This is a genomic window from Archangium sp., from assembly GCF_036388035.1.
In the GTDB taxonomy this organism is placed as follows: Bacteria; Myxococcota; Myxococcia; order Myxococcales; family Myxococcaceae; genus Archangium.
Genome location: NZ_DASVSO010000089.1, coordinates 1 through 21,516 on the forward strand (window position 1 = coordinate 1; position 21,516 = coordinate 21,516).

At 70.5% G+C, this 21,516-nt stretch carries 21 protein-coding genes; 8 read left to right on the forward strand and 13 right to left on the reverse strand.

What is annotated here, in order from left to right:
* The 7 genes from VF697_RS03725 to VF697_RS03755 form a co-directional block, all read right to left on the reverse strand.
* On the reverse strand, positions 1-1,374 hold a 1,374-nt coding region (locus VF697_RS03725), incomplete at its 3' end, for a PAS domain-containing protein (protein ID WP_331092084.1).
* 114 nt (positions 1,375-1,488) lie between these two features.
* On the reverse strand, positions 1,489-2,088 hold the full coding sequence (locus VF697_RS03730) for an imm11 family protein (RefSeq protein ID WP_331092085.1): 600 nt from the start codon (positions 2,086-2,088) through the stop codon (positions 1,489-1,491).
* An 18-nt stretch (positions 2,089-2,106) separates the two neighbouring features.
* Positions 2,107-3,468, reverse strand: coding sequence for an AHH domain-containing protein (locus VF697_RS03735; protein ID WP_331092086.1), 1,362 nt, complete (start codon positions 3,466-3,468; stop codon positions 2,107-2,109).
* 109 nt (positions 3,469-3,577) lie between these two features.
* Positions 3,578-3,985, reverse strand: a complete 408-nt coding sequence (locus VF697_RS03740; protein WP_331092087.1) for a hypothetical protein — start codon at positions 3,983-3,985, stop codon at positions 3,578-3,580.
* 12 nt (positions 3,986-3,997) lie between these two features.
* Positions 3,998-4,339, reverse strand: coding sequence for a helix-turn-helix transcriptional regulator (locus VF697_RS03745; protein WP_331092088.1), 342 nt, complete (start codon positions 4,337-4,339; stop codon positions 3,998-4,000).
* 286 nt (positions 4,340-4,625) lie between these two features.
* Positions 4,626-5,048 (reverse strand): hypothetical protein, encoded by a 423-nt coding sequence (locus VF697_RS03750; protein ID WP_331092089.1) that lies wholly within the window; start codon positions 5,046-5,048, stop codon positions 4,626-4,628.
* Positions 5,049-5,063: 15 nt separating this feature from the next.
* Positions 5,064-5,846, reverse strand: a complete 783-nt coding sequence (locus tag VF697_RS03755; protein WP_331092090.1) for an alpha/beta hydrolase — start codon at positions 5,844-5,846, stop codon at positions 5,064-5,066.
* 344 nt (positions 5,847-6,190) lie between these two features.
* Between VF697_RS03755 and VF697_RS03760 the strand changes: the two genes are divergently transcribed.
* Positions 6,191-8,572: an isoamylase gene (locus VF697_RS03760; RefSeq protein ID WP_331092091.1), complete on the forward strand. Its 2,382-nt coding sequence runs from the start codon at positions 6,191-6,193 to the stop codon at positions 8,570-8,572.
* Positions 8,573-8,591: 19 nt separating this feature from the next.
* Here VF697_RS03760 and VF697_RS03765 read toward each other — a convergent pair whose 3' ends face one another.
* Together VF697_RS03765 and VF697_RS03770 are read right to left on the reverse strand one after the other, a co-directional pair.
* Entirely contained in the window at positions 8,592-9,917 is a 1,326-nt protein-coding gene (locus VF697_RS03765) for a DUF4032 domain-containing protein (RefSeq protein ID WP_331092092.1), read from the reverse strand.
* Between the two features lie 20 nt (positions 9,918-9,937).
* The gene (locus VF697_RS03770; RefSeq protein WP_331092093.1) at positions 9,938-11,191 is read right to left on the reverse strand and encodes an aminotransferase class I/II-fold pyridoxal phosphate-dependent enzyme; all 1,254 of its coding nucleotides are present in this window, start codon (positions 11,189-11,191) and stop codon (positions 9,938-9,940) included.
* 196 nt (positions 11,192-11,387) lie between these two features.
* Between VF697_RS03770 and VF697_RS03775 the strand changes: the two genes are divergently transcribed.
* Entirely contained in the window at positions 11,388-12,131 is a 744-nt protein-coding gene (locus VF697_RS03775) for a DNA methyltransferase (RefSeq protein ID WP_331092094.1), read from the forward strand.
* Positions 12,132-12,156: 25 nt separating this feature from the next.
* On the opposite strand, the gene VF697_RS03780 is transcribed toward VF697_RS03775, so the two are convergent.
* The gene (locus tag VF697_RS03780; protein ID WP_331092095.1) at positions 12,157-13,440 is read right to left on the reverse strand and encodes an alkaline phosphatase family protein; all 1,284 of its coding nucleotides are present in this window, start codon (positions 13,438-13,440) and stop codon (positions 12,157-12,159) included.
* Between the two features lie 189 nt (positions 13,441-13,629).
* Between VF697_RS03780 and VF697_RS03785 the strand changes: the two genes are divergently transcribed.
* Positions 13,630-14,826 carry a hypothetical protein gene (locus tag VF697_RS03785; protein WP_331092096.1) on the forward strand — a complete coding sequence of 399 codons (1,197 nt, stop codon included), beginning with the start codon at positions 13,630-13,632 and terminating at the stop codon, positions 14,824-14,826.
* 3 nt (positions 14,827-14,829) lie between these two features.
* Here the strand turns inward: VF697_RS03785 and VF697_RS03790 are convergent, their stop codons facing one another.
* Positions 14,830-15,729, reverse strand: coding sequence for an alpha/beta hydrolase (locus VF697_RS03790; protein ID WP_331092097.1), 900 nt, complete (start codon positions 15,727-15,729; stop codon positions 14,830-14,832).
* Positions 15,726-16,628 carry a halocarboxylic acid dehydrogenase DehI family protein gene (locus tag VF697_RS03795; protein ID WP_331092098.1) on the reverse strand — a complete coding sequence of 301 codons (903 nt, stop codon included), beginning with the start codon at positions 16,626-16,628 and terminating at the stop codon, positions 15,726-15,728. Before VF697_RS03795 ends, VF697_RS03790 begins: the two co-directional genes overlap by 4 nt.
* Positions 16,629-16,954: 326 nt before the next feature.
* Between VF697_RS03795 and VF697_RS03800 the strand changes: the two genes are divergently transcribed.
* Genes VF697_RS03800 through VF697_RS03820 form a run of 5 tightly spaced genes read left to right on the forward strand, consistent with a single transcriptional unit; the run spans position 16,955 to position 20,622 of the window.
* Entirely contained in the window at positions 16,955-17,839 is an 885-nt protein-coding gene (locus VF697_RS03800; RefSeq protein ID WP_331092099.1) for a hypothetical protein, read from the forward strand.
* The gene (locus tag VF697_RS03805) at positions 17,836-18,243 is read left to right on the forward strand and encodes a hypothetical protein (protein ID WP_331092100.1); all 408 of its coding nucleotides are present in this window, start codon (positions 17,836-17,838) and stop codon (positions 18,241-18,243) included. Before VF697_RS03800 ends, VF697_RS03805 begins: the two co-directional genes overlap by 4 nt.
* The gene (locus VF697_RS03810; RefSeq protein ID WP_331092101.1) at positions 18,240-18,554 is read left to right on the forward strand and encodes a hypothetical protein; all 315 of its coding nucleotides are present in this window, start codon (positions 18,240-18,242) and stop codon (positions 18,552-18,554) included. Before VF697_RS03805 ends, VF697_RS03810 begins: the two co-directional genes overlap by 4 nt.
* On the forward strand, positions 18,551-19,900 hold the full coding sequence (locus VF697_RS03815) for a HAMP domain-containing sensor histidine kinase (RefSeq protein WP_331092102.1): 1,350 nt from the start codon (positions 18,551-18,553) through the stop codon (positions 19,898-19,900). Before VF697_RS03810 ends, VF697_RS03815 begins: the two co-directional genes overlap by 4 nt.
* Positions 19,897-20,622 (forward strand): hypothetical protein, encoded by a 726-nt coding sequence (locus tag VF697_RS03820; protein WP_331092103.1) that lies wholly within the window; start codon positions 19,897-19,899, stop codon positions 20,620-20,622. The genes VF697_RS03815 and VF697_RS03820 overlap by 4 nt, the downstream gene beginning before the upstream one ends.
* 82 nt (positions 20,623-20,704) lie before the next feature.
* On the opposite strand, the gene VF697_RS03825 is transcribed toward VF697_RS03820, so the two are convergent.
* On the reverse strand, positions 20,705-21,490 hold the full coding sequence (locus VF697_RS03825; RefSeq protein WP_331092104.1) for a hypothetical protein: 786 nt from the start codon (positions 21,488-21,490) through the stop codon (positions 20,705-20,707).
* Positions 21,491-21,516: the final 26 nt, after the last annotated feature.

The window sequence follows — 21,516 nt, forward strand, 5'->3', positions numbered from 1 at the left end:
CACGTTGCTCAGGTCCTCCACCACGAGCAGCACGCGCACCTCGGGGTCGTGCCGCTCCAGGGGCACGGCGTGGATGCGGTACTGGCCCTCCTCGCCGAAGAGGGGCAGCGGCTCGCCGTGCAGGCTGAGGACGCGCTCGGAGGAGCACGCGCCCTCCACCAGTGAGCCCAGCCGATCCACCACCGCGGCGGGCGCATGGGGGAAGGCCTCGGGGAGCGAGGCGCCCACGGCGGTGGGAGGCAGCCGCTCGCGCAGGGCCTGGTTGACGGCGGTGATGCGGCCCGTCGAGGAGAGGGCGAGGACGCCGGAGGGAATGTTGTCGAGAATCTTCTGCGTCTTCTCGTGCAGGTGGGCGAGCCGGTCCGCGTGGCGGCGGCTCTCCTGGAGCGCGACGGCGCGGCGCGAGGCGACGATGACGTAGGCGCCGAAGACGACGAGGAAGAAGGCCACCAGCGACGCGCCGAGCGCCACGCGGAGGATGACGCCGCGCTCATGGGCGCGCAGCTCCTCGGTGGTGGTGAGGGTGGCCACGGCCCAGTGGGTGCCGCCGCGCATGCGGATGGGGACGTAGGCGGCGATGGCGTCCGCCGCGCCCAGGCCCAGCAGCGCCGCCTCGCCCTCGGGGATGCGGACGGCGCCGCGCTCGCCCGCGCGCATGTGCCGCGCCAGCTCCGCGAAGGCCGGGGTGCTGGCCGCCTCGGTGGCCAGCCGCTTGTACGCGTCGGCGAGGGTGGAGTCGCTCGCGGGCGTGGGCACGGCGTGCGCGCCGATGAGGAGCAGCCGCGCCTCGGGCTCGGTGGAGATGAGCTTCAGGGGGGCGAAGAAGGGCTCGGTGTCCACCAGCACCGCCACCGCGCCACCGGGGCCGTCCTCGGCGGGCGCGTAGGCGGTGGCGAAGACGCGGAACCACCCGCCCGGCGTGGCGGCCACGGGGGGCGAGGTGAGGATTTCCCCCGGCTTCCGGGTGAGCGCCTCGCGGGCCGTCTCGGTGAGGACGGTGCCCACGGCGCCGCGCGTGACGGCCGGGCCCGCGCGCCGGTCCATGATGGCGAAGCGCTGCGTCCCCTCCTGGTCGAGCACGACGATGGCCTTGTATTGCCCCACCACCTCCAGGAGGGCGAGCAGCTCGCGCCGGTGCTCGGTGACGGAGCCGGGCCGGGACAGGAGCTCGCCGGCGAAGCGAAGGTCATCGGCCGCGTCGTCGAGCGCATCGGCCACCTCGCGCGCGGCGGCCTCGGCCTGGGCCTGCCGGTCCGCGGAGAACTGGTCCACCAGGGCCGCGCGGTCCCTGCGGATGAGGGAGACGACGCCCGCCACCACGCTCACGAGCGCGATGCACAACAGGAGCACGGAGGCGATGGCCTTGCGGTTCATGGTCGGACGGGAGCGGGCCAGTGTAACCCGCGTCTCCCGACCCGGCGGGAAGGGTTTCCGCTCCAGGATGCCCCCGGTCGTCCGGGGGGCAGGCACCCACACCGGGGGCGAGGGCTACGGGCCCCCGCTCGCAGTGGGCCCGGAGCCCGTCACCTCCACGAACTTCATCCCCGAGGCACCCATCCCTTCCAGGGCCTGTTTGAGATCCTCGGAGACGATGAGAGCGACGTGCCATCCCCAGGTGCGGAACACCTTGGCATTACCCACCTTGGACGTATCGATGCGCATGCCGGCAACGGCACAATACCGCCCCACCTTCTCTGGGATACCGTCCTCCAGCGTCCAATACTGCACCTCCTCGGACGCCTCATCGTCGATGCACTTCACCACGCGGGTGACGTTGAGGACGAAGTACCCATCGGGCTGTGAGCCAACCTCCACCGGAATGAGTTGCACATCCCTGGGAGCCAGCTCGGAGAAGATGGCCGCCACCCTGGCATTGACAACGGGGATGCCGAAAGCCGCATGGCAGAAGTCGAGTGCCTTACCAGCCGCCCTGATCGGCACGCTGAGTTGCCCCTCTAAATCGGCGGGCTCGCCCCGCATGAGGCTCCAGGACCAGACCTCCTCGCCCCGTGGGTCGACGAGCTTCCCCAGATCCCATCGTCCAGGAATGTAGACGTCTTCTGAAAGGTCGAAATATCGCATCGGCATGACGCCTGAGTCCTCATGTCATCTGCTCTTGGTGATGAGCTTGTGGAGCCTCGAGCCCTCCGTGGTGAGCTCACGAGCCAGCTTCTGAAGCTGTGACGACAGCGCGGTCCGGCATTGTTGGACGCTGCGACAGTCCAGCATCGCATCGTTCAAACGTCTGTAGACCTCTTCGTGGTACTCCGGCGGATGAGGCCCCTTGTGCCCTGGGATGCGAACCTTGTTGGCCGGGTCGTCCAGCGACATGCCCGCCCGGTCGAAGATGTCCTTGAACTTCGGCGTCCAGGGGCCACCACCGTGGGTGGCATCGTTCCATTTGTTGGTGGCGATGTGGTGCTCGTGTCCCTCCGCCTCCACCGACCCAGGCGCCCCGCTCATGGCCTGGGCGGTCGTCGCCACCGCCCCCGGTGCGAGGGCAATGGTGAAGGCGCCCTCCGAGGAAACGGCCACGGACTCCACCTCGGCAATCGCCGTGAAGCGGAAGCCTCCTTGTGACTCCGCCAGCAGCATCGCCTGTGAGGAGCCCGGAAGCCCTGGCCCCTTCACCGCCAGCCCCGCCGTGTTCCCGATGGCCGCTGTCGCCAGCAGGATGAAGACGCGCGCGGAGTTCTGGCCCATCACCTTGCCGAACCGCTCCCCGGCCTCGCGCAGCTCGGCGAAGGAAGTGGCGTGGTCCACCTCGTCCACCAGCCGCATCCAGCCCCGCATGAGGCTCCACACCGTGTCCACACCCAGGTAGGCGATGAGGCCAGCGGTCAAAGTCGCAGCGAGCCCCTTGGAGACGGGCTCGGGCAGCACCCACAGCATCATGTACAGCGCCATGGCGGACACGACCGTGGCCCGCACCGCTTCGGGGTCCGCCATGTCCTTGAAGGCCTCCCGGGTCTCGTTCCACACCGAGCCCAGGGCGAGCTCCATGGCCAGGGCGTACCGGCCATCCGCAGTGAGGACAGGCCCTTCCTTCAGCAGCGAGAGGCAGTCGCGGGGGCGCCCTTTTCGCTCGCACCAGCGTCCGTAGTCGCGCGTCAGCTCGTGGGAGGCCTGGGGTGATTGCAGCGCCTCCGCCACCTCGGCGTCCAGCACCAGGCGCCGCCCCGTCCACTTCAGGTACACCGCCTCCTGCCAGGGTGAGTCGAACATCAGCCGCCGGGCGTGGCTCAGGGGATTCGTGGCGGGCCGCACATCCCGCGCCAGCTCCGCCAGTGCCTCGTGGAACTCCCCCTTGCGGAGTTCCACTGGCGCCTCTCCGTGGCGCGGAGTGTGAACGAGAGGCCTGCCCTGGCCCGCGTCCAGGCGCACGACCCGAGAGGCCGTGCCACAGCCGGCGAGCGGCACCAGCAGGAGCGTCGCCAGTACGACCGCGATGACGCGGGGAAACGGCACTGCCTCCCCGCAACCCATGGAAGGACGAACGGACAAGACACACCTCGCCCAGCAAGCCGCACAACCACGGGGCAATGCCGCTGGGCCATCAAACCACGGGACAGGGCGGCTACGTCGCGGCGGGGTGGCAGCTCACGCCCAGGGGCAGGCCCACCGAGGCGAGCGCCACCAACTCCTCCGGGGTGAACTCGAAGTTGCACTGCGTCTCATAGGCGACCACCAGGTAGAGCGTGGTCTCGGTGGCGCCCGCCGCCCGGAGCCGCGGCAGCGTCTCCTTCAGCGCCCGCAGCGGCTCCAGCACCGAGGCGCCCGGCTCCAGGTCATCGTCGAGCAGCACCAGCATGGCGCTCCCGTATGGCAGGGGCTCGCCCTTGTACCGCCCCGAGGGCGCCACATCGCCGGGCTCGTTCTTGTCCACCAGGACGAGCCCCGAGCGCTCCTCGGCGAGCGAGGGCGAGAAGGAGTCCCCCTGGAGGAGGCAGTACAGGAAGCGCCGCGTGGAGAGCCGCTGACTCATGGGCGCCCTACCTCACCCCAGGTCCACCCGGAGCGCCAGACGTCGCTGCCCCGTCCGCGCGTGCGAGCCCGAGCGCTGGGAAGCGGGCTGCCTCGAGCGTCTCCCTCCGGAGGAGGGCCTCGCCGCCCGACCCGAGGCCTCGACGCACTCCGGACCCAGCAGGTCATCCAGGGAGCCGCTCAACACCCGCTGCATCCGCCGCAACGTCGCGGCGCTCGGCACGGTGCTCGGGCTGCCTCGCTCGAAGCGGCCGTAGGCATGCTCGGGCATGCCGATGCGCCGGGCCATCTCCGCCTGGGTGAGCTCCACGAGCTCCCGGACGATGCGCAGCGTCTTCCGCAGGGGTTGAGCCAATCGTTTCCGGACCTCGGGAGGCACATGACCTGGCATGGTGGCCACAACCCTAGCGACTCGCGACGTCAAGTCAACCAGAACCCCATTTTAGCGGTCATCCACCCCACTCCCTCCGTTTCAGGTAGTCCCCATTCCCGGAGTCATTTGTGCCGCCCCCTCCGTTTCAAGTAGGGTCGCGCGGGCTGTGTCGGTTGGGAGACGACGCGTCTCGCCACGTCCCCCCAGGGCCCACGGGGGGCACTCCTGGGAGGAGCGGCGGCTTACGCGGGGGAGGCCGGGGTGTGACTCAGACGGCCTTCTTGCCCGCCATGGAGGGCAGGCCCGCCGCCTCGGCCTTGCGGTCCGCGAGCAGCGCTCGCAGGGCATCCTCGCGCGTGCCGTAGACGTTCACCGCGGCGCCGCTGATGGTGCCGCTGGTGCTCACGAACATCCGCGTCATCTCGTCGCCGCCGAAGCGGAAGGAGCGCTTGGTGTAGCGCGCCAGCACCTCGGTGCGCTCACGCCCGAAGACGCGGCCCGCCGTGTACTTCACCACCAGCCCGTCCAGGTTGATGAGCAGGTCCACCTTCGAGGGGTAGCGGGACAGGTGTCCCTCCACCTCGGTGCGCCAGCGCGCCACGTCCAACGAGTTGTTGAGGATGCAGTCCTGGAACGACGCCGTGACGACGTCGTTCACCTCGTCGTAGTCGAAGGTCATCTTCCAGGCCATGGTGGCGCCTCCCGACTACCGACCCAGACCCGCCAGGAAGGACGTGAGCAGTGCGGCCGTCTCGACGGGACGCTCCACCGCCGGGTAGTGCCCCGGCCCCGGGAGGTACGCCAGCCGGGCGCCCTTGATGGGGTTCACCACCTTCTCGCGCAGGAAGGCCGGCGGCAGGAAGGGGTCGTCCGTGGCCACCACCAGGGTGGGCGCGGTGATGGAGGCCAGCTTCGCCTCGAAGCCACCGCCCGTCCACGCATCGAAGCTGCCCTCGATGGAGCCCTTGGCCACCGCGCCCGCGTCCTTCAGCAACCGCTCCAGCGCGGCCTCCGGGAGCTGCTTGCACGCCAGCCCGAGGATCGTCTTCTGCTTCTCGCGGTCGTTCGCCGAGGTGCGGAACAGCCCCACCGCCTCGGGCGGCAGCTGCATGCCGGAGGCCGGCACCGTGTTGATCAACACCAGGCCCTCCACGCGCGAGGACTCCTGGGCGGCGATCCACTGGGCGAGCTGTCCGCCCATGCTGTGGCCCACCACGGTGAAGCGCTCGAGGCCGGCGTGCTTCACCACGGCCAGCACGTCGCGCACGTGCTGCTCGAGCGTGTAGCCGCCCGCGGGGGAACCGGACTGACCCGAGCCGCGCAGGTCCGGAATCACCAGCCGCAGGCCGGTGAGGTCCAGCTTCTCCACGAGTCCGTCATACACCGCGCCGGACATCATCCAGCCGTGGACGAGCAGCACATCGCGAGGCCCCTCTCCGACAACACGGTAGTGGATGGGCGTCTGGTCGCTGGAAGCAACAGTGGGCATGTGAGGCGTCTCCTCTTGAAGGGGGGTTCCGCGGCGGGGGCCGCGGCGAGGGACAGCAATGGGGCGGATATTAAGCGAACTTTCCGGCGGGCACCCAGTCTACAACCCCAAATAAAGCATGAGCCCACACACTCCGGCCTACGTGGACCGACATGCCACGCCCCATTCGTGCGTCCGTGGAATTTCCCTGCTCACAAACCGGCAGAACGGGGGAGATGGGGGGAGTCCGGTTCACCCCGGATTGACTCCCTAGCCGGAGAGGTGGTGGAAGGTAGGGCAGACGGGCAAGCGCGGGCCCGTATTGCCGGCCATCCCCTACCCCACCTCCGCGCTGGAGTCAGTCCATGAAGCTTGCACCCGGAAACCGCCGCTCGTGGCGCGCCCTGCTCACCGCGGGGCTCTTCGCCGCCCCGTTCCTCTCCTGCGGCCCCGCCCAGCAGGCCGACCTGCTGGCCCTCGAGGGCGGACAGGAGGCCGTGGGCACCCAGGAGCAGGGCGCCATCTCCTGGACGCTCGGCGCCCAGTACGACGCGACGAAGGCGAACATCAACTTCAACGTCTACTCCTCGCGCGCCACCCGCATCGAGCTCTACATCTACAAGACGGCCCAGGGCGCGCAGGAGGTCGTGAAGTACGTGATGACCAAGAACACGACCACCAACGTGTGGTCGAAGTCGGTCGCCGTCTCCACGCTCCAGACGACCTACGGCATCACCGGCCCGGTGTACTACGGCTACCGCGCCTGGGGCCCCAACTGGACGTACAACACGAGCTGGACCAAGGGCTCCAGCCTGGGCTTCATCTCGGACGTCGACGCGAGCGGCAACCGCTTCAACCCGAACAAGCTGCTGGTGGACCCGTACGCGCTGGAAATCAGCCACGACCCCACCAACGCCACCAACACGGATGGCACCCTGTACGCCAGCGGCGCCACCCACCGGCTCAAGGACAGCGGCGCCCAGGCGCCCAAGGGCATCGTCCTGGCGCCGGACACCACCAGCTACGGCACCAAGCCCACGCGCGCCCTCAAGGATGACGTCATCTACGAGGTGCACGTGCGCGGCCTGACCCAGGGCGACTCGAGCATCACCTCCTGCCGCGGCACCTACGCGGGCGCGGCGCAGAAGGCCGCGTCGCTGGCGGCGCTGGGCGTCACCGCGGTGGAGTTCCTCCCGCTGCAGGAGACGGACAACGACGACAACGACGTGTCCCCCACCACCACCACGGACGACAACTACTGGGGGTACATGACCCTCAACTTCTTCGCGCCCGACCGCCGCTACTCCTGCGACAAGAGCGCGGGGGGCCCCACGCGCGAGTTCAAGTCGATGGTGAAGGCCTTCCACGACAACGGCATCAAGGTCTTCATCGACGTGGTCTACAACCACACGGGTGAGGGCGGCGCGTGGAGCAGCACGGACAAGACGACGTACAACGTCTTCACCTTCCGCGGCCTGGACAACCCCACGTACTACAGCCTGACCAGCGACATGCAGAACAGCTGGGACAACACGGGCGTGGGCGGCAACTTCAACACCTTCAACCCGGTGGCGCAGGACCTCATCGTCCACTCGCTCAAGTACTGGAAGGACGAGCTGGGCGTGGACGGGTTCCGCTTCGACCTGGCCTCGGTGCTCGGCAACACCTGCCAGCACGGCTGCTTCAACTACGACAAGCTGAATGCCGGCACGGCGCTCAACCGCGTGTGGAACAACCTGTCGCCGCGTCCGGCCACCGGGGGCACCGGCGCGGACCTCATCGCCGAGCCGTGGGCCATTGGTGGCAACAGCTACCAGGTGGGCAACTTCCCGAGCGGCTGGGCCGAGTGGAACGGGTACTACCGCGACACCTTCCGCAAGGACCAGAACCAGCTGGGCTCGGCGACGGTGACGCCCGGGGAGCTGGCCTCGCGCTTCGCGGGCTCCTCGGACCTGTACGGGGATGACGGCCGCAAGCCGTTCCACTCCATCAACTTCCTGGTGGCCCACGACGGCTTCACCCTGAAGGACCTCTACAGCTACAACACCAAGAACAACCTCCAGGCGTGGCCCTACGGCCCCTCGGACGGTGGCGAGGACCACAACGTCTCCTGGGACCAGGGCGGCATCGCGGCGGACCAGCGCAAGGCGGCGCGCAACGGCTTCGCCTTCCTGATGCTGAGCGCCGGTACGCCCATGTTCAACGGCGGTGACGAGTTCCTGCGCACCCAGTACGGCAACAACAACGCGTACAACCTGGACTCGAGCGCCAACTGGCTCAACTACGCGCTGAGCGTCGACCAGACGAACTTCAAGACGTTCGCCCAGCGCCTCATCGCCTTCCGCAAGGCGCACCCCGCGCTGCGTCCGGCCAACTTCTTCAGCGGCGTGGACAACAACGGCAACGTGATGGAGCAGATGCGCTGGTTCCAGCCGAGCGGCGCCGTGGCCGACTCCGCGTACATGACCAACGGCGGCAACCACGCGCTGGCCTTCCGCATCGACGGCACCGAGCTGGGTGACACGGCGAGCGCCATCTACGTGGCCTACAACGGCTGGAGCGGCGCGGTGAACTTCTCGCTGCCGTGGCCGGGCACCGGCAAGCAGTGGTACCGCGTCACCGACACCTGCCCCTGGGCCGAGGGCGCCAGCCAGGTGGCCACCCCCGGCACCGAGACGCTCATCGGCGGCGAGGGCTACAGCTACGGCGTGTGCGGCCGCGGCCTGCTGCTGCTGATCGCCAAGTAGTCCGCTGAAGCCGGGTCGTTCACTCGCGGGGCGCGGTGCCGGTAGGGGCCGCGCCCCGCGGTGTTTCCAGGGGGCCGGAAGTCTCGGCGTCCAGCGGCAGTGGGACGCTCGCCGAGCGCAGGAGGGCCAGGGCGGGCTGCTCGCGGCGCAGCGCCACGTAGCCCTTCACCGCCACCTTGAGGCCCACGTCCCGCTTGGCCCGCTCCGACAGGAACCACTTGTGCTCCAGCACCTGGCAGTAGAGCTCGGCCTCGTCCGCCGCCGGCCCGAGCTCCCGCTGTAACTGGTTGAGCGTCGCCCGGAAGCGCTCGTCCAGCCAGCGGAACGCCGCCACGCTCAGGGGCACGCTCCGGTTCAACTCGCGGGACAGCGTGGCCTTCAGCTCGCGTACCTCGTTGAGCAGCAGCGCCGCCTGTCGCTCCTCCGCCACCACTCCCGTCAGGTTGTGGAGCTGGTGCCGGTGGTACTCGCGGTCCGTCACGATGGTCCGCATCCGCAGCTGGCTGCCGTCCCCGCTCGCCACCAGGTCCACCTCCCCCACCGAGAAGCCCAGCTCGTTGAGCGCGCGAATCCGCTCGTGGATGCGGTAGCTCTCGCTCGGCGAGATGGAGATCTCCTTCTGGGTCTCCGACCACAGCCGCTCGTAGCGCTGGCGGATGCTCGGGGCTGTCTCGTACACGTCGAGCGTGGGTGGCAGCTCCACCATGGCCGCGACGTCCGCGAGGCCCCCGGTGATGTTCTCCTCCATGATGAGCAGGTCCAGCTCGCGCTGGCCGTCCGAGAGCTTCGGGTGCAGCTCCGAGGTCTCCGCGTCCACCGCGTACGCCTGGAGCTCGCCCGCGTCACGGCGGAAGAGGACGTTGGACAGGGAGCAGTCACCCCAGAAGAAGCCGCCCAGGTGCAGCCGCACGAGCAGGCTGGCCATCGCGTCCAGCAGCCGCTCGCGGTAGCGCTCCAGGCCCTTGTTCATGAAGAGGACACGGTAGGGCAGCGACGAGGCGAGGTACTGGGTGACGAGGACGCCCAGCTCGTCTCCCGGCTCGCCCGGGGCCTTCACGCGCGCGAGCCCCACCGCCGTCACCGCCGGCAGGTGCCGCTCCTCCAGCCCGCGCAGCACGTCGTACTCGCGCTGGCCCACGCTCACGGGCATCTCCTTGAGGGCGTAGATGCCCGCGCTGTAGCTGACGAAGACGACGGTGTGGCGCGAGAGGCCTCGGGGGACCTCCACGAGGCGGGAGCACACCTCCGGGGTCCACTTCTCCAGGGGCACATGCCACGGCAGGTCCAGGAAGTCCGGGTGCCCTTGCCGGAGGTGCAGCGCGGTGAGCCCACGAGGAGAGGTCATGCCTCTCATCTTAAGGACAATCAGGCCAAGGAGGCCCTCTCGCTCGCCTGGTCTTCATGCGGCCCTGCCGCCGTCCACCTCGGATGGTACTCGCGGATGAATGACTCCAGCCGGTCGAAGGCGGTGGTGAGGAGCGCCTCGGGCGGGAGGAACACCACCCGGAAGTGCGCCGTGCCCGCCTTCTGCCCGAAGCCGCTGCCGTGGACGAAGAGCACGCCCGTCTCGCGCAGGAGCGACAGCACGAAGTCCTCGTCGGACGTCACGCCGGGCAGGCGGATGCGCGCCATGGCGTAGAAGGCGGCGGCGGGCTCCACCACGGACAGGCCGGGAATGGCGTTGAGCCGGCGCACCATCAGGTCTCGCCGGGGACGCATCCGCGCCATCATCTCCGAGATGTGGTCCTGCGGCCCGTCCAGCGCGGCGGCGATGGCGTACTGCTGCGGGGCTGGACTGCATAGCCGGGCATCCGCCAGCCGGAGCACCGCGCTCTTCAGCTCCGGCATCAGGTGCGAGTTACAGAAGACGAGCCACCCCACCCGCCAGCCACAGGCCAGGTACGCCTTGGACAGGCCGCCGAAGGTGAGGATCGGCACATCCTTCGCGAGCGACGCGGTGGGGATGTGCGTCTTGTCATAGAGCAGCTTGTCGTAGATTTCGTCGGACAGGACCAGGAGCCCGTGCCGCCGGGCGATCTCCAGCAGGCCCTCCAACACCTTCCGGTCGAGCACCGCGCCCGTGGGGTTGTTGGGGTTGCACAGCAGGATGGCGCGAGTGCCCGGGACACGGGCCAGGGCGTCGATCTCCTCGAGGTCCAACGACCAGCCGTTCTCCTCGTCGAGGTGGTAGGGCACCCCCTGGACGGACAGCTTCGCCATGAGGGCGTTGTAGAGCGGGTAGCCGGGACAGGGCAGCAGCACCCGGTCCCCGGGATCCAGCAACGCCGTGAGCGCCAGCTCGAGGGCCTCGCTGGCCCCCGCGGTGACCAACACCTCCGAGGGGGTGATGCCGGGGAGGCCGTTGCGGGTGGCCTCGCGGGAGATGGCCTCACGCGCGGCCAGGATGCCCGCCGAGGGCGTGTAGCCATTGTGGCCGTCCCGCATCGCCCGGTGGACGGCCTCGATGAGGTGCGGCGGCGTCTGGAAGTCGAACTTCAGCGGATCGCCGATGTTCAGGTAGAGGATGCGCCGCCCCTGCGCCTCCAGGCGGCACGCCTCGGTGACGACGTTGCGGATGGCGTAGCGGACGTTCTCGATGTGCTTGGCGGGTCGAACCAACGGAATCCTCGGGTTGGGACGGAAACAGCCCACACCCGGTCCCTCTTCACTGTCAGTGGCTCCTCCCCCGGCGACACCCCGTCTTCCCGCCGGGCCGCTGGAACACCAGGCGGGCGTCCTGGTCCTCCGTGGAGTGCCTGCCCAGGATGCGCTCCGCTGTTCATTCCCGGGGCCGCGTGGTAGCCGACGGCGCGGTATGGCCTCGGACGAGCATCGCGTGGAGCAGGCAGCACCTCACGGCAAGCGGACGGTTCACTGCGCGGACGCGCTGGCGTGGCTCGAGGGCCAGGGCGTGCTCGCCGGCTGCTCGCTCATCACCTCGATGCCCGACGTGTCCGAGTTCCCCTCGCTCACGCTCGCCGAGTGGAAGGACTGGTTCGTCCGCACCGCCGCGCTCGTGCTCTCGCGGTGCCCCGACGACGGCGTCACCATCTTCTACCAGACCGACATCAAGAAGGACGGGACCTGGGTGGACAAGGGCTACCTGGTCCAGAAGGCCGCCGAGCAGCAGGGCCACACCCTGCTCTGGCACAAGGTGGTGTGCCGAGCGCCGCCCGGGAACATCACCTTCGGGCGGCCGGCGTACTCGCACCTGCTGTGCTTCTCGCGGGGGATTCGGGCGGACCTCTCGAAGTCCACCGCCGATGTGCTGCCCCAGGCCGGCGAGGTGACGTGGACCCGGGGCATGGGCGTACGCGCGTGTCTCGTCGCGTGCCGGTACGTGCTGGAGAACACGCCCACCCGCACCATCGTGGACCCGTTCTGCGGCCATGGCACGGTGCTCGCCGTGGCCAATGAGCTCGGGCTGGAGGCCGTGGGCGTGGAGCTGAGCCGCAAGCGCGCCAAGAAGGCGCGGGCACTCGAGATGCCGCGTGGGGACGAGGCGCCCCCGGGTGAGCACGCGGACCCGGAGAGCGACGCGGAGGACGAGGAGCCTTGAGGTAGCCCCTATGCCTTCATTCCGCTCAGCGGGAGCGGTACACCGGCCAGCCCTGCTGCCGCGCGATCTCCTCGAGCTTCTCCAGGTCGTTGTCCGGCGGAAACGGGCTCAGCGCGCAGGGACGGCCGTAGGGCCCGGGAGGGACGAGGAAGAGCGGCGCGCGCCTCGGCGTCTGCGTGAAGTCGAGCGCCTCGACGAGGTTGTTCGCCGTCGCGTCGCGGACGGTGAGCGGCTCCAGGTCCCAGCGCCATTCAATGAAGCGCAGCACGGAGGTGTGATCGAACTGCGTGTGCGAGACGGCGCCACTCTTCGCCCAGGGCGCGATGAGGAGGGCCGGCGTGCGGAAGCCCAGCCGCCCGTCCTCGTTGCCCGCCAGACGATCCGCGGGCGGAATCTCCGCCACCGGCGGGGGCACATGGTCATAGAAGCCGCCCCACTCGTCGAAGTTGATGATGAGGACCGTGTTCTTCCACCCCGGGCCCTGCGTCACCGCGGTGTAGACGAGGTTCAGGAAGGCCTCGCCGTCGCGGATGTCCCCGTGCGGATGGTCATCCCCCGACGTCCCCTGCTCCTCAACCAGGAAGCGAGGGTCCACGAAGGACACCTGCGGCAGGGTGCCGGTGGCGGCCTCCGCGAGGAACACGGCCAGGGGCCGGCTGATGGGCAGGTACTTCGGACCCCAGAGCGCGAGGAAGGGCACGTCGCTGTAGTAGTAGCGCCCGCTGATGCCCTTCTCCGCGAGCCGGTCCCAGATGGTCGGCAACGTGGAGAGCTCGAACGTGTTGGTGATGCGGTCGGTCTGCGCGGCGTGCTGGTAGATGCGGTTGGGATACGTCTCCGCCATGATGGAGGAGAAGTAGCGGTCGAACGTCGTCCAGCGGGGAACGGCCTGTCCGAGGAAGGGCAGCTCCGCCTGCCGGTAGTAGCCGATGGCGTACTCGTCGTTCGTCCCCGCGAGGAGCCAGCCATCACTCGCGCCCCCGTTGTACTCGACGCGTCCGCCCACGTAGGAGTGATCCGGATCCGGATGGGCGCAGCCCTGGTAGTCGGGCGCCAGCGGGTACGTCGGCCGGAGCGTGCCCTGGCGATCCGGGTACGCGAGCCCGTCCTGCCGTCCATCCGCCCCCGGCGTCCAGCCGACGAGGTGATCAAAGGAGCGGTTCTCCATCATCACCACCACCACGTGCTTGATCTCCCGCTTGGGGTCCGCATGTCGCTTGCTGGATGCGGATTCCCGCCGCGCGCTCGCGGGCGGGGTCTCGGCCTCTGCTCGGCCACAGGCCAGCAGTCCGGACAGGGCGAGCAGCACGAGGGCGCTCCTGTATGGCCGGCCCCCACCCCTTCTCTCTTCCTCGAAGCTGTCGTTCACGGTGGCCCAAGCTGGGGAGCACCTCCGTTCGCCGCAAGCCAAGGAGTTGCCCCACGGGGCAACCAGTGGACATCAGGAAGGCATGTCACTCCGTGGTATGGACGGCGCTGGACCTGACTGGGAGAGGCCGTGATGTCACTCGCTGACCGCCTGCGGAACGAGACCCTGGCGCACCATGCCCGGCTCCACTCCCTGCCCGGCTACCACTCGCTCTCGGCCCGGACCCTGCTTCCCGAGAGCCACCGGACCCTGCATCAAGGGCTCGCCCTCCTGCACCAGGATTTGACGGGGGCACTCGTGGCCACGCCGCATCCCGCCCTGGCCGTCGCCCGGGCCGAGACCCCTCCCCTCCATCCGCTCCTGGAGCCCGGCCTCCTCCACGAGGCGCCCCAGGGCGTGCTCCCGAGCGAGGTGCTCATCGGAGCGGTCGCCCTCGGGGAGCGGATGCGTTCCGCGGCGCTCCGGGAGCCGGTGTCCCTCCTCGGCCATCACTACGCGCTGCGCCTCGCCCTCCTCCCGCTTCCCGACGCCTCGCCCTGGGACGGGCTCACGCGGCAGCTCCAAGGCGTGGCCCTCGAGGCCGCGCAGGAAGACGGGCTCGTCCGGGCGGCGGTTGAGACCTTCTCCCGGTTCCGCGCCCTGCTCGACGCGCTCCACCCGCCGCGTGAGCGGCCTGCCTCCTACTGGCTCAACCGCGATGCCGGGAGCCACCCCGTCACCCGGAACCTGGACGAGCTCCGCGCCGCCCTCCGCGCCGCCGAGGCCTCGTGGGAGGAGTTCCCCTACTACGCGTGGCGCTTTGGCGAGCGCGGCCGTCACTACTCCTGGAGCGACAGCGCGTGGCTGGTGACGCTCGGCGGCCGGGCCGAGCCGCAGGCGTGGAGACACATCTCGTGGCTGGGGGGGCTGCTGGCCGCCCGGGGCATGCCGCGCCTCATGCTCGAGCGTCACCTGCGGTGCCTCCACCGGGAGCTCGTCCGCGCGAAGCCCGAGCACCCGGAGGCCCACGACGTGCTGCGGCGGATGGCGGAGCGTCTGGCCGAGGAGCGGCGCCAGTTCCTCGATGACCTGACGCTGCGCGGGCTCGGGGAGGACTTCGACGCCCGCGTGGGGCCGGACTGGAGTCGCCGGATGCGGGGGACGGGCGAGCTGCTCGCCTCCGCTGTGGCGGACGAGTGCAGTGGGCTCACCCAGGCCGTCCCGAGCCTCGCCTCGTGGATGGGCGAGCCCTCGCGCTTTCCCCCCCCGTGGCTCCAGGCCGTCGCCGAGCTCCTGCGCCTGTCGCGCCAGCAGTGTCTGCGCCCGTCCTTCCCCGTCGCCCCCTGACGGTCAGATCAACGGGCCTGGGAGGGACGGGAGCCCCTCGCGAGGGCCCGGCTCCTCGTCCTCCATCCGCTCCTCTTCCCCGAGAAACGCGTACAGCGCCGTCATCACCGCGTGCGGTTGGTCCCACATCACGAAGTGGCGCGCGTGCTCCACCCGGACCAGCCTCGCTCCCGGTATCTCCCACGCCAGCCGCTCGCCCCACTTCACGGGCTGGAACGCGTCGTCCACGCCCCACACCACCCGCGTGGGCACCGCCAGGTGCATCAACCTCGGCACCAGCTCCAGCGTCTGGTTGGTGTCCAGCGCCGCCGCATCGCGCACCAGGGACGTCTTTCCCACCTCCGTCCCGTATGGCTCCAACAGCCCCTCCAGCACTCCGTCCGGCGGCGCCGTCGCGAAGCCCGAGCGCCTCAGCGCCACCTTCAGCGTCCGCTGCACCGCCCGCGCCGACAGCCTCCGCGCCACGCCCGGGTGCCCGAGCTGCACCATCAGCTCGATGGGCCAGGAGTCGAAGCAGATGCTGTTCATCAGGCACAGCCTCGACACCCGCCGGGGGAAGCGGAGGGCCAGGTGCTGCGCCACGCCTCCGCCCACGTCGTGCCCCACCACCACCGCGTCCGTCACGCCCAGCCGATCCATCCACGCATCCAACGCCTCGGCCTGCCGCGAGATGGAGCGGTCAAACCCCTCGCGCCTGTCCGAGAACCCATACCCCAGCAGGTCCGGAATCAGCACCCGGTGCGTCATCGCCAGCGCCGGCAACAGCCCGCTCCACAGGAAGCCCCAGGTGGGAATCCCGTGCAGGAGCACCAGCGGCGCGCCCCGCCCCTCGTCCACGTAGCTGAGGAAGCGGTGGCCCAGCTCCACCACCCGCTGCCTCGACTGGTAGTCCCGCCAGTTCATCGCAGCTCCCCCACCGCCACGTAGTCCGGTACCAGCCGGGCCTCCGCCGGGAAGGGCAACCGCCGCTCCAGGTCCCCCACGTCGCACGCCAGCGTCGCCATGCCGAGCACCAGCACCGGCAGCCGCCACTCGCACTGCTCCGTCATCCGCTGGATGACCTCGGCGTCCTCGTGCGGCACCGCCCCCCGCTCCCGCGGGAGCGCCACCGGGTAGGGCAGGCTCCGCGCCAGCCGCCGCGACGTGGCCAGCAGCGCGTCACAGGCGTGCGCCCACGCCTCGCCCTTCATCCTCGGCCGCAGCCGCTCCCACGCCTCCGTCAGGTACTCCGGCCACAGCGCCAGCCCCCGGAACTCTCCCGGCAGCGACGGCGGCCCCACCGTGGCGAGGATGTCCTTGAAGAGCGCTCGCAGCCGCGCGTCGTCCGGCCGCTCCGACACCCACTCCATCGCCATCATCCGCGCCGGAGCCCCCCGCTCGATGCGCTCGGCGCTCCCCGCCGGCTGCAGCGCCCCCACGGGCGAGTCCTGCAGCGCCAGCTTCACCGCCGAGGTGAACACCAGCATCTTCGGGTCCAGATAATGGTACAGCTCCAGCGCGCCCCGGAGCTGGTAGCGCTGGCTCTCCCCGAGCGACACCGCGCCCCACGCCCCGAGCGGGCCCAGGCGCTCGGCCGCCTCCACCGCCTGGGCGCGCACCTCGTCCGCCGCCGCCTCGAAGGCCCGCGTCTCCGCATTGGGCCCCATCGCCTCCCACAGCCCCACCAGGAAGCGCTCGAAGCCCGCCCACGTGCGCACCGTCACGTCCAGCCCCGTCACCCGCAGCACCTGCCGCATCTCGTACAGCACCCGCTCGACGTCCCCGTACGCCTCGCGCTCGCTCACCTGCTTGGGCCTGGCCATGCGCGCTCCACCTCCGGTCGGAAGATGGGGCTCTCCTCCCGGGCTCGGCAGGAGGGCCCGGAGGGACGGCTGCCTCGCTTCGCGGCGGGCAACGGGTAGAGCCCCCGCCGCGCCCTGGTCGCGCACCTGCCCGGGGGGGCAATGCCAGACAACCTGAAGGGTCCTCCGGGGTTTCCATTACCTCTTGAAACCAACACTCTCCCCGGGCCCTGTTTGACTTCAAGCGAGCCCCTGGGTTCTCCTGCTTCCAGCCACGGAGGCCGAGAGGCTCCGTGTCCAGGGCAACACCACGCCGGACTCAGGGCGTGCGGTGGGGGGAGACAGCGATGCGGCCACAGGAAGGGCTCTTCCACTCGCCTGGCGCCTTCAGCGGCATCGCCGTCCTCCGACTCGCCCGCGACATCGCCCTCCCGCAGCTGCGCGAAGTCGTGTCCGTCCTCCACGGCGAACTCGCACGCGAGAAGGGCCTGCACGCGGTGCTCGGCGTGGAGCCCGCGCTCCTTCCCGAGGCCGCCCCACCGCCTCCCGCGCCGCTGCCCCGCGAGGGCCCCACGGCGCGCTTCCCCTCCACCCAGTCCCAGGTGCTCGTCCAGGTGAGCGCCGTCCACCGCGAGCCGTTGCTGTGGGCCCTGCGGCGCACCCTCGCCCTCTCAAGAGGAGTGCTCGTCCTCGAGGAGGAGGTGCTCGGCGGACGCATCGGCGAGGGACGCGAGGCCTTCGGCTTCCGCGATGGCCTGCTGCGCCCCACCCGCGAGCAGGTGCGGCGCACCGCCCTCGTCCCCTCCGGGCCGCTGGCGGGCGCCTCGTGGCTGCTCTACCTGCGCTTCCAGCAGGACCTGGAGCGCTTCGGCCGCCTCAGGCCCGGGGCCCAGGAGCGCGTGGTGGGCCGCACCCGGGAGGGCGAGCTCCTCGTGGACCCGCCCCCGGAGGCCCACCTCCTCCGGGTGCGCGAGGCCGGCGCCGGGGAGAACCAGGGCCTCATCCGCCGCGGCTTCCCCTTCCGCCACCAGGGAGAGGAGGGCCTGGCCTTCGTGGCCGCCTCCGCGGACCCGGGCTACTACCCGCGCTCGCTGGAGGCGCTGCTGGGCGGCAACGGCCGGCCTCCGGACGCCCTGCTCCGCTACGCCACCGCGGTGGGCGGCGGCCTGTACCTCGCCCCTCCGCGCGACTGGTTCCACTCCCCCGCCCTCCCACCGGAGGCCTCCCCATGAAGGTGCTGGTGCTGGACTGTAATACCTGGGTGTCTCGCGGACTGGAGCGCACGCTGCGGGTGCTCGGCCATGAGGTGCGCTGCCCCGCCTCCGCCTCCGCGGCCCGCGCCACCCTGGAGGCGGACCCGGCCGTGGACGTCATCCTCTCCGCCCAGCACCTGGACGCGGGCGAGCGCGGCACCGAGTTCCTGCGCTGGGCCGAGGCCCACGTGCCCGGGGCGCGCCGCGTCCTCATCTCCGGCACCCACTGCCCCCCCGACTTCGTCGAGCAGCCCGGCACGCAGTGCTTCCAGGCCAAGCCCTTCGGCCGCGGGGAGCTGGAAGCGCTCCTCGCCCTCTCCCCCACCCACCTTCACCGACGCACCAGTCCGGCCCGCGAGCCGGCGGAGGGAAACACCGAATGAGCTACAACGACATCCGAGGTCCCCGAGTGGTGGGGCTGACCGTGGCCTCTTCACTCAGCGAGTACCTGATGCGCATCCAGGAGCTGGGCGCGGTGGAGGGGCCCGATGGCGCGCTCGCCATCAGCCCCGAGGTGATGCCGGTGCTGGAGGCCCTCCACCAGGTGCTGGCCGGGGGCACGGTGGAAGTGAAGGTGGTCCACCGGGGCAATCCGGATATCTTCAACGAGCTGAAGCGCCGGGTGGAGCAGGTGGGACGGGAGGCGAACGCCATCAACAAGGCGGCGGGCTTCTATCTGACTGCCACCCTATGAACCCACCCTCCCGCTGGCGCCGTCTCGTCCAGGATGCCTTCACGCGCTGGACGCGCTCACAGGATGCCCGGGAGGTGCTGGCCGCCGCGTCGCCGCGGGCCTGGCTGAGCGCCGCGCTGGTCATCCCGGCGGTGCTCGCGCTGGCGACGTTCGCGCCCGGGGCGGACCGCTTCTTCGACCTGGACTTCCTCGAGGCGCTGGCGTGCTTCGTGCCAGCACTGGTGCTCGGCCTGGGCTTCGCCCTGTTGCACCGGGGCCGCCAGCACATCGAGTGGTGGGGCTGGCTGTACTTCGTGCCGGGCACCAGCGCGTTGCAGTTCTCCATGGCCTGCCTGATGGCCCTGGCGGCGATGCCGGGGGCCATGGTGTTCGCCGCGGTGCTGCTCTTCACCGCTGGCTACCACGGCCGGGTACACCGGGTGGCGCCCTCGCAGCCCTTCCTCGCGCTGGGGACGGTGCTCGCGCTGGGGCTGGCGGCGCTGCTGGCCCGCACCGAGGAGCACCTGGCCCTCTTCGCCGTCATGGGCCCGCTGGCCGTCATCCTGGAGCTGTACTCGGGCAGCTTCGCCCTGGAGCATGACCGGACCCGCGTCGAGGCCGAGCACCTGCGCGCCGCCGTGCAGGCGCAGATGCTGGAGCAACAGGAGCGCGACGTGGGCCGGCTGTCCCAGGCCCTGGTGCAGATTCTTGGCTACAACCACGACATCAACAACGCGTTGATGAGCGTGAGCGCCGCGGCGGACATCCTCTCCGTCATGGGCGTGCAGCGCAACGCCCTGCCGCGCGCCGAGTTCGAGGAGCTGGTGCGCGAGCTGAACGAGGGGCTGGCGCGCATCCGCGACATGGTGCTGGAGATCCGCCAGAAGGGGCGGCGCACGGTGAACCACGAGCCGGAGAACGTGGACATCGTCCCGGTGCTGGAGTCGGTGCGCACGACCCTGGGCTGGCGCTTCCCGGACGTGCGCATCCAGGTGAAGGTGGAGGGCTCGGCGTGCGCGCTGGTGCGCGGGGGCGTCACCACGATGCGGCGCGTGGTGGAGAACCTGGTGCTCAACGCCTGCGAGGGAAATGGCGAGCGGGGCGCCGCGAAGGTGGACATCACCGCGCGCACCGAGCCGTACAGTGGGAGGCTGGAGCTGCTCATCGCCGACGACGGCCCGGGCTTCCCGGCGGAGAAGCTGGAGGCGCCCATCGAGGGACTCAGCACCACGAAGCCCAACGGCACGGGGCTGGGCCTCTACACCTCCGAGTGTCTCATCCGCGCGAGCGGCGGCACGCTGGAGCGGGGCAACCGGCCCGCGGGCGGGGCACAGCTGCGCATCCTCCTGCCGAGGGAGCTGCGGTGAGCGCGGGGGCCGTCTTCCAGGAGGCCCTGCGCGCCCTGCGGCGGCACGGGCTCCCGGAAGAGGCCGAGCGGGACGTGCTGGTGGCCCTGGAGGCGGGACGGCCCGGGCCACTGGCGCTGCTGTACGCGGCGGGCACGGAGGCGGGGCTCGGGCGCGCGGTGCTGCTGCGGCGCTCGGCCGGACTCTTCTTCTGCTCCTGCGCGGCCAACCTCGCGGACGACCTAGCGGACGGGGAGTGCACCTACTACGCGGAGCCCTCGCGGGTGGGGCCCGGGGTGCAGTTCACCCTGCAGTCGCTGTGCTTCGCCACGCTGGCGCGCGCGGAGGTGCCCGCGCCGGTGCTGGCGGAAGCGGCGGACGCCATGGTGACGGCCTCGGGGCTCCAGCTGCTCGAGGTGCACACGTCCACGTGGACGGCGCCCACCTTCCAGCGGGTGGCCGAGGGCATCTCCGGCAAGCAGTGGGCCCTGTACCTGCGGGTGCTGTGGGAGGGCACGACACTGGCGGAGCGGGCCTCGGCGGTGGGGCACCACCTGGGCGTGGCGGCCCACGTGGCCGAGGACATCCGCTCGGGGGACGCGCGCTTCCACGGCATGCCCGAGGAGGACCGGCGCGAGGTGCTGGCCTGGGCACGGTCAGCAGCCGACGCCGTCCGACAGGAGGGCCTGCGCTGCCTGGACGCGGTGCTGCACACGGTGGAGCCGGCGCTGGCCTTCATCTGAGGGGGACCCCTTCCGGGCGCGCGCTCGCGCTACTTGTACAGTTAGTGGACAAGTTCGCGCGCAGCGCGCCCGGAGGGTGAGGTCATCGAGCGGTGGGAACGATCTCGACCGTGCTGCCGGGCTGGAACCACACGCGCGAGCGCGCCAGGTCCAGCGTGACGCGCCACTTCGACAGGAATGGCATCCCCAGGTTCCCGTCGATGATCATCTCCTTCACATGGAAATTGCCCTCGACGGGCACCCCGCCCACCAGCTCGAAGCGCGCGGGCTGGGGCTGCTCCACCTGGGGGTCCAGCCCCAGTGTTGGGGCGACGTGCCGGGACATGAGGAGCGTCCCACCGTTGCCCGAGTCGAGCTCGAACCACGCGAGCCCCTTCGGCGTGCGCGCCGCCGTGAAGACGCTCAGGGCCGCCCCCTGCACCTCCCGGCCGATCCGGGCCTGCCCCTCGCGCATCGTCCGGGTGCGCTCGGCCAGACTCGCCGGGGTCTCGACAATCAATTGATTGCCGCCGACGTCCAACGTGAGCGCCTGCCCCGCGAACACGTCCAGGGAGAGCACGCCGTCGAGTGGCTCGGCGTCCTTGGAGAAGGACGCCATGATGTCGAGCACCGCGACCACCGGCGCCTGCAATGTGAGGCCCGCCACCTCGATGCGCAGGTCGTTGCACTGCGGCGAATCGATCCGGTCTCCCATCATGAAGAAGCCGGTGATGCGCCCCCACGGCTCACACCCCACCTTCTTGGCGAACGTCGGCGAAAACAGCGAAAGCCCCCCCGCCGTATCCACCAGGAAGGTCCCTGTCTCCGCGCCGACCTTCACGGTGACGGTGCGGAGGTTCTTCCGGAGGGGCTGGAGGGGAATCGTCACGGGCGCGCTCGCGACCGGCTGGGCTC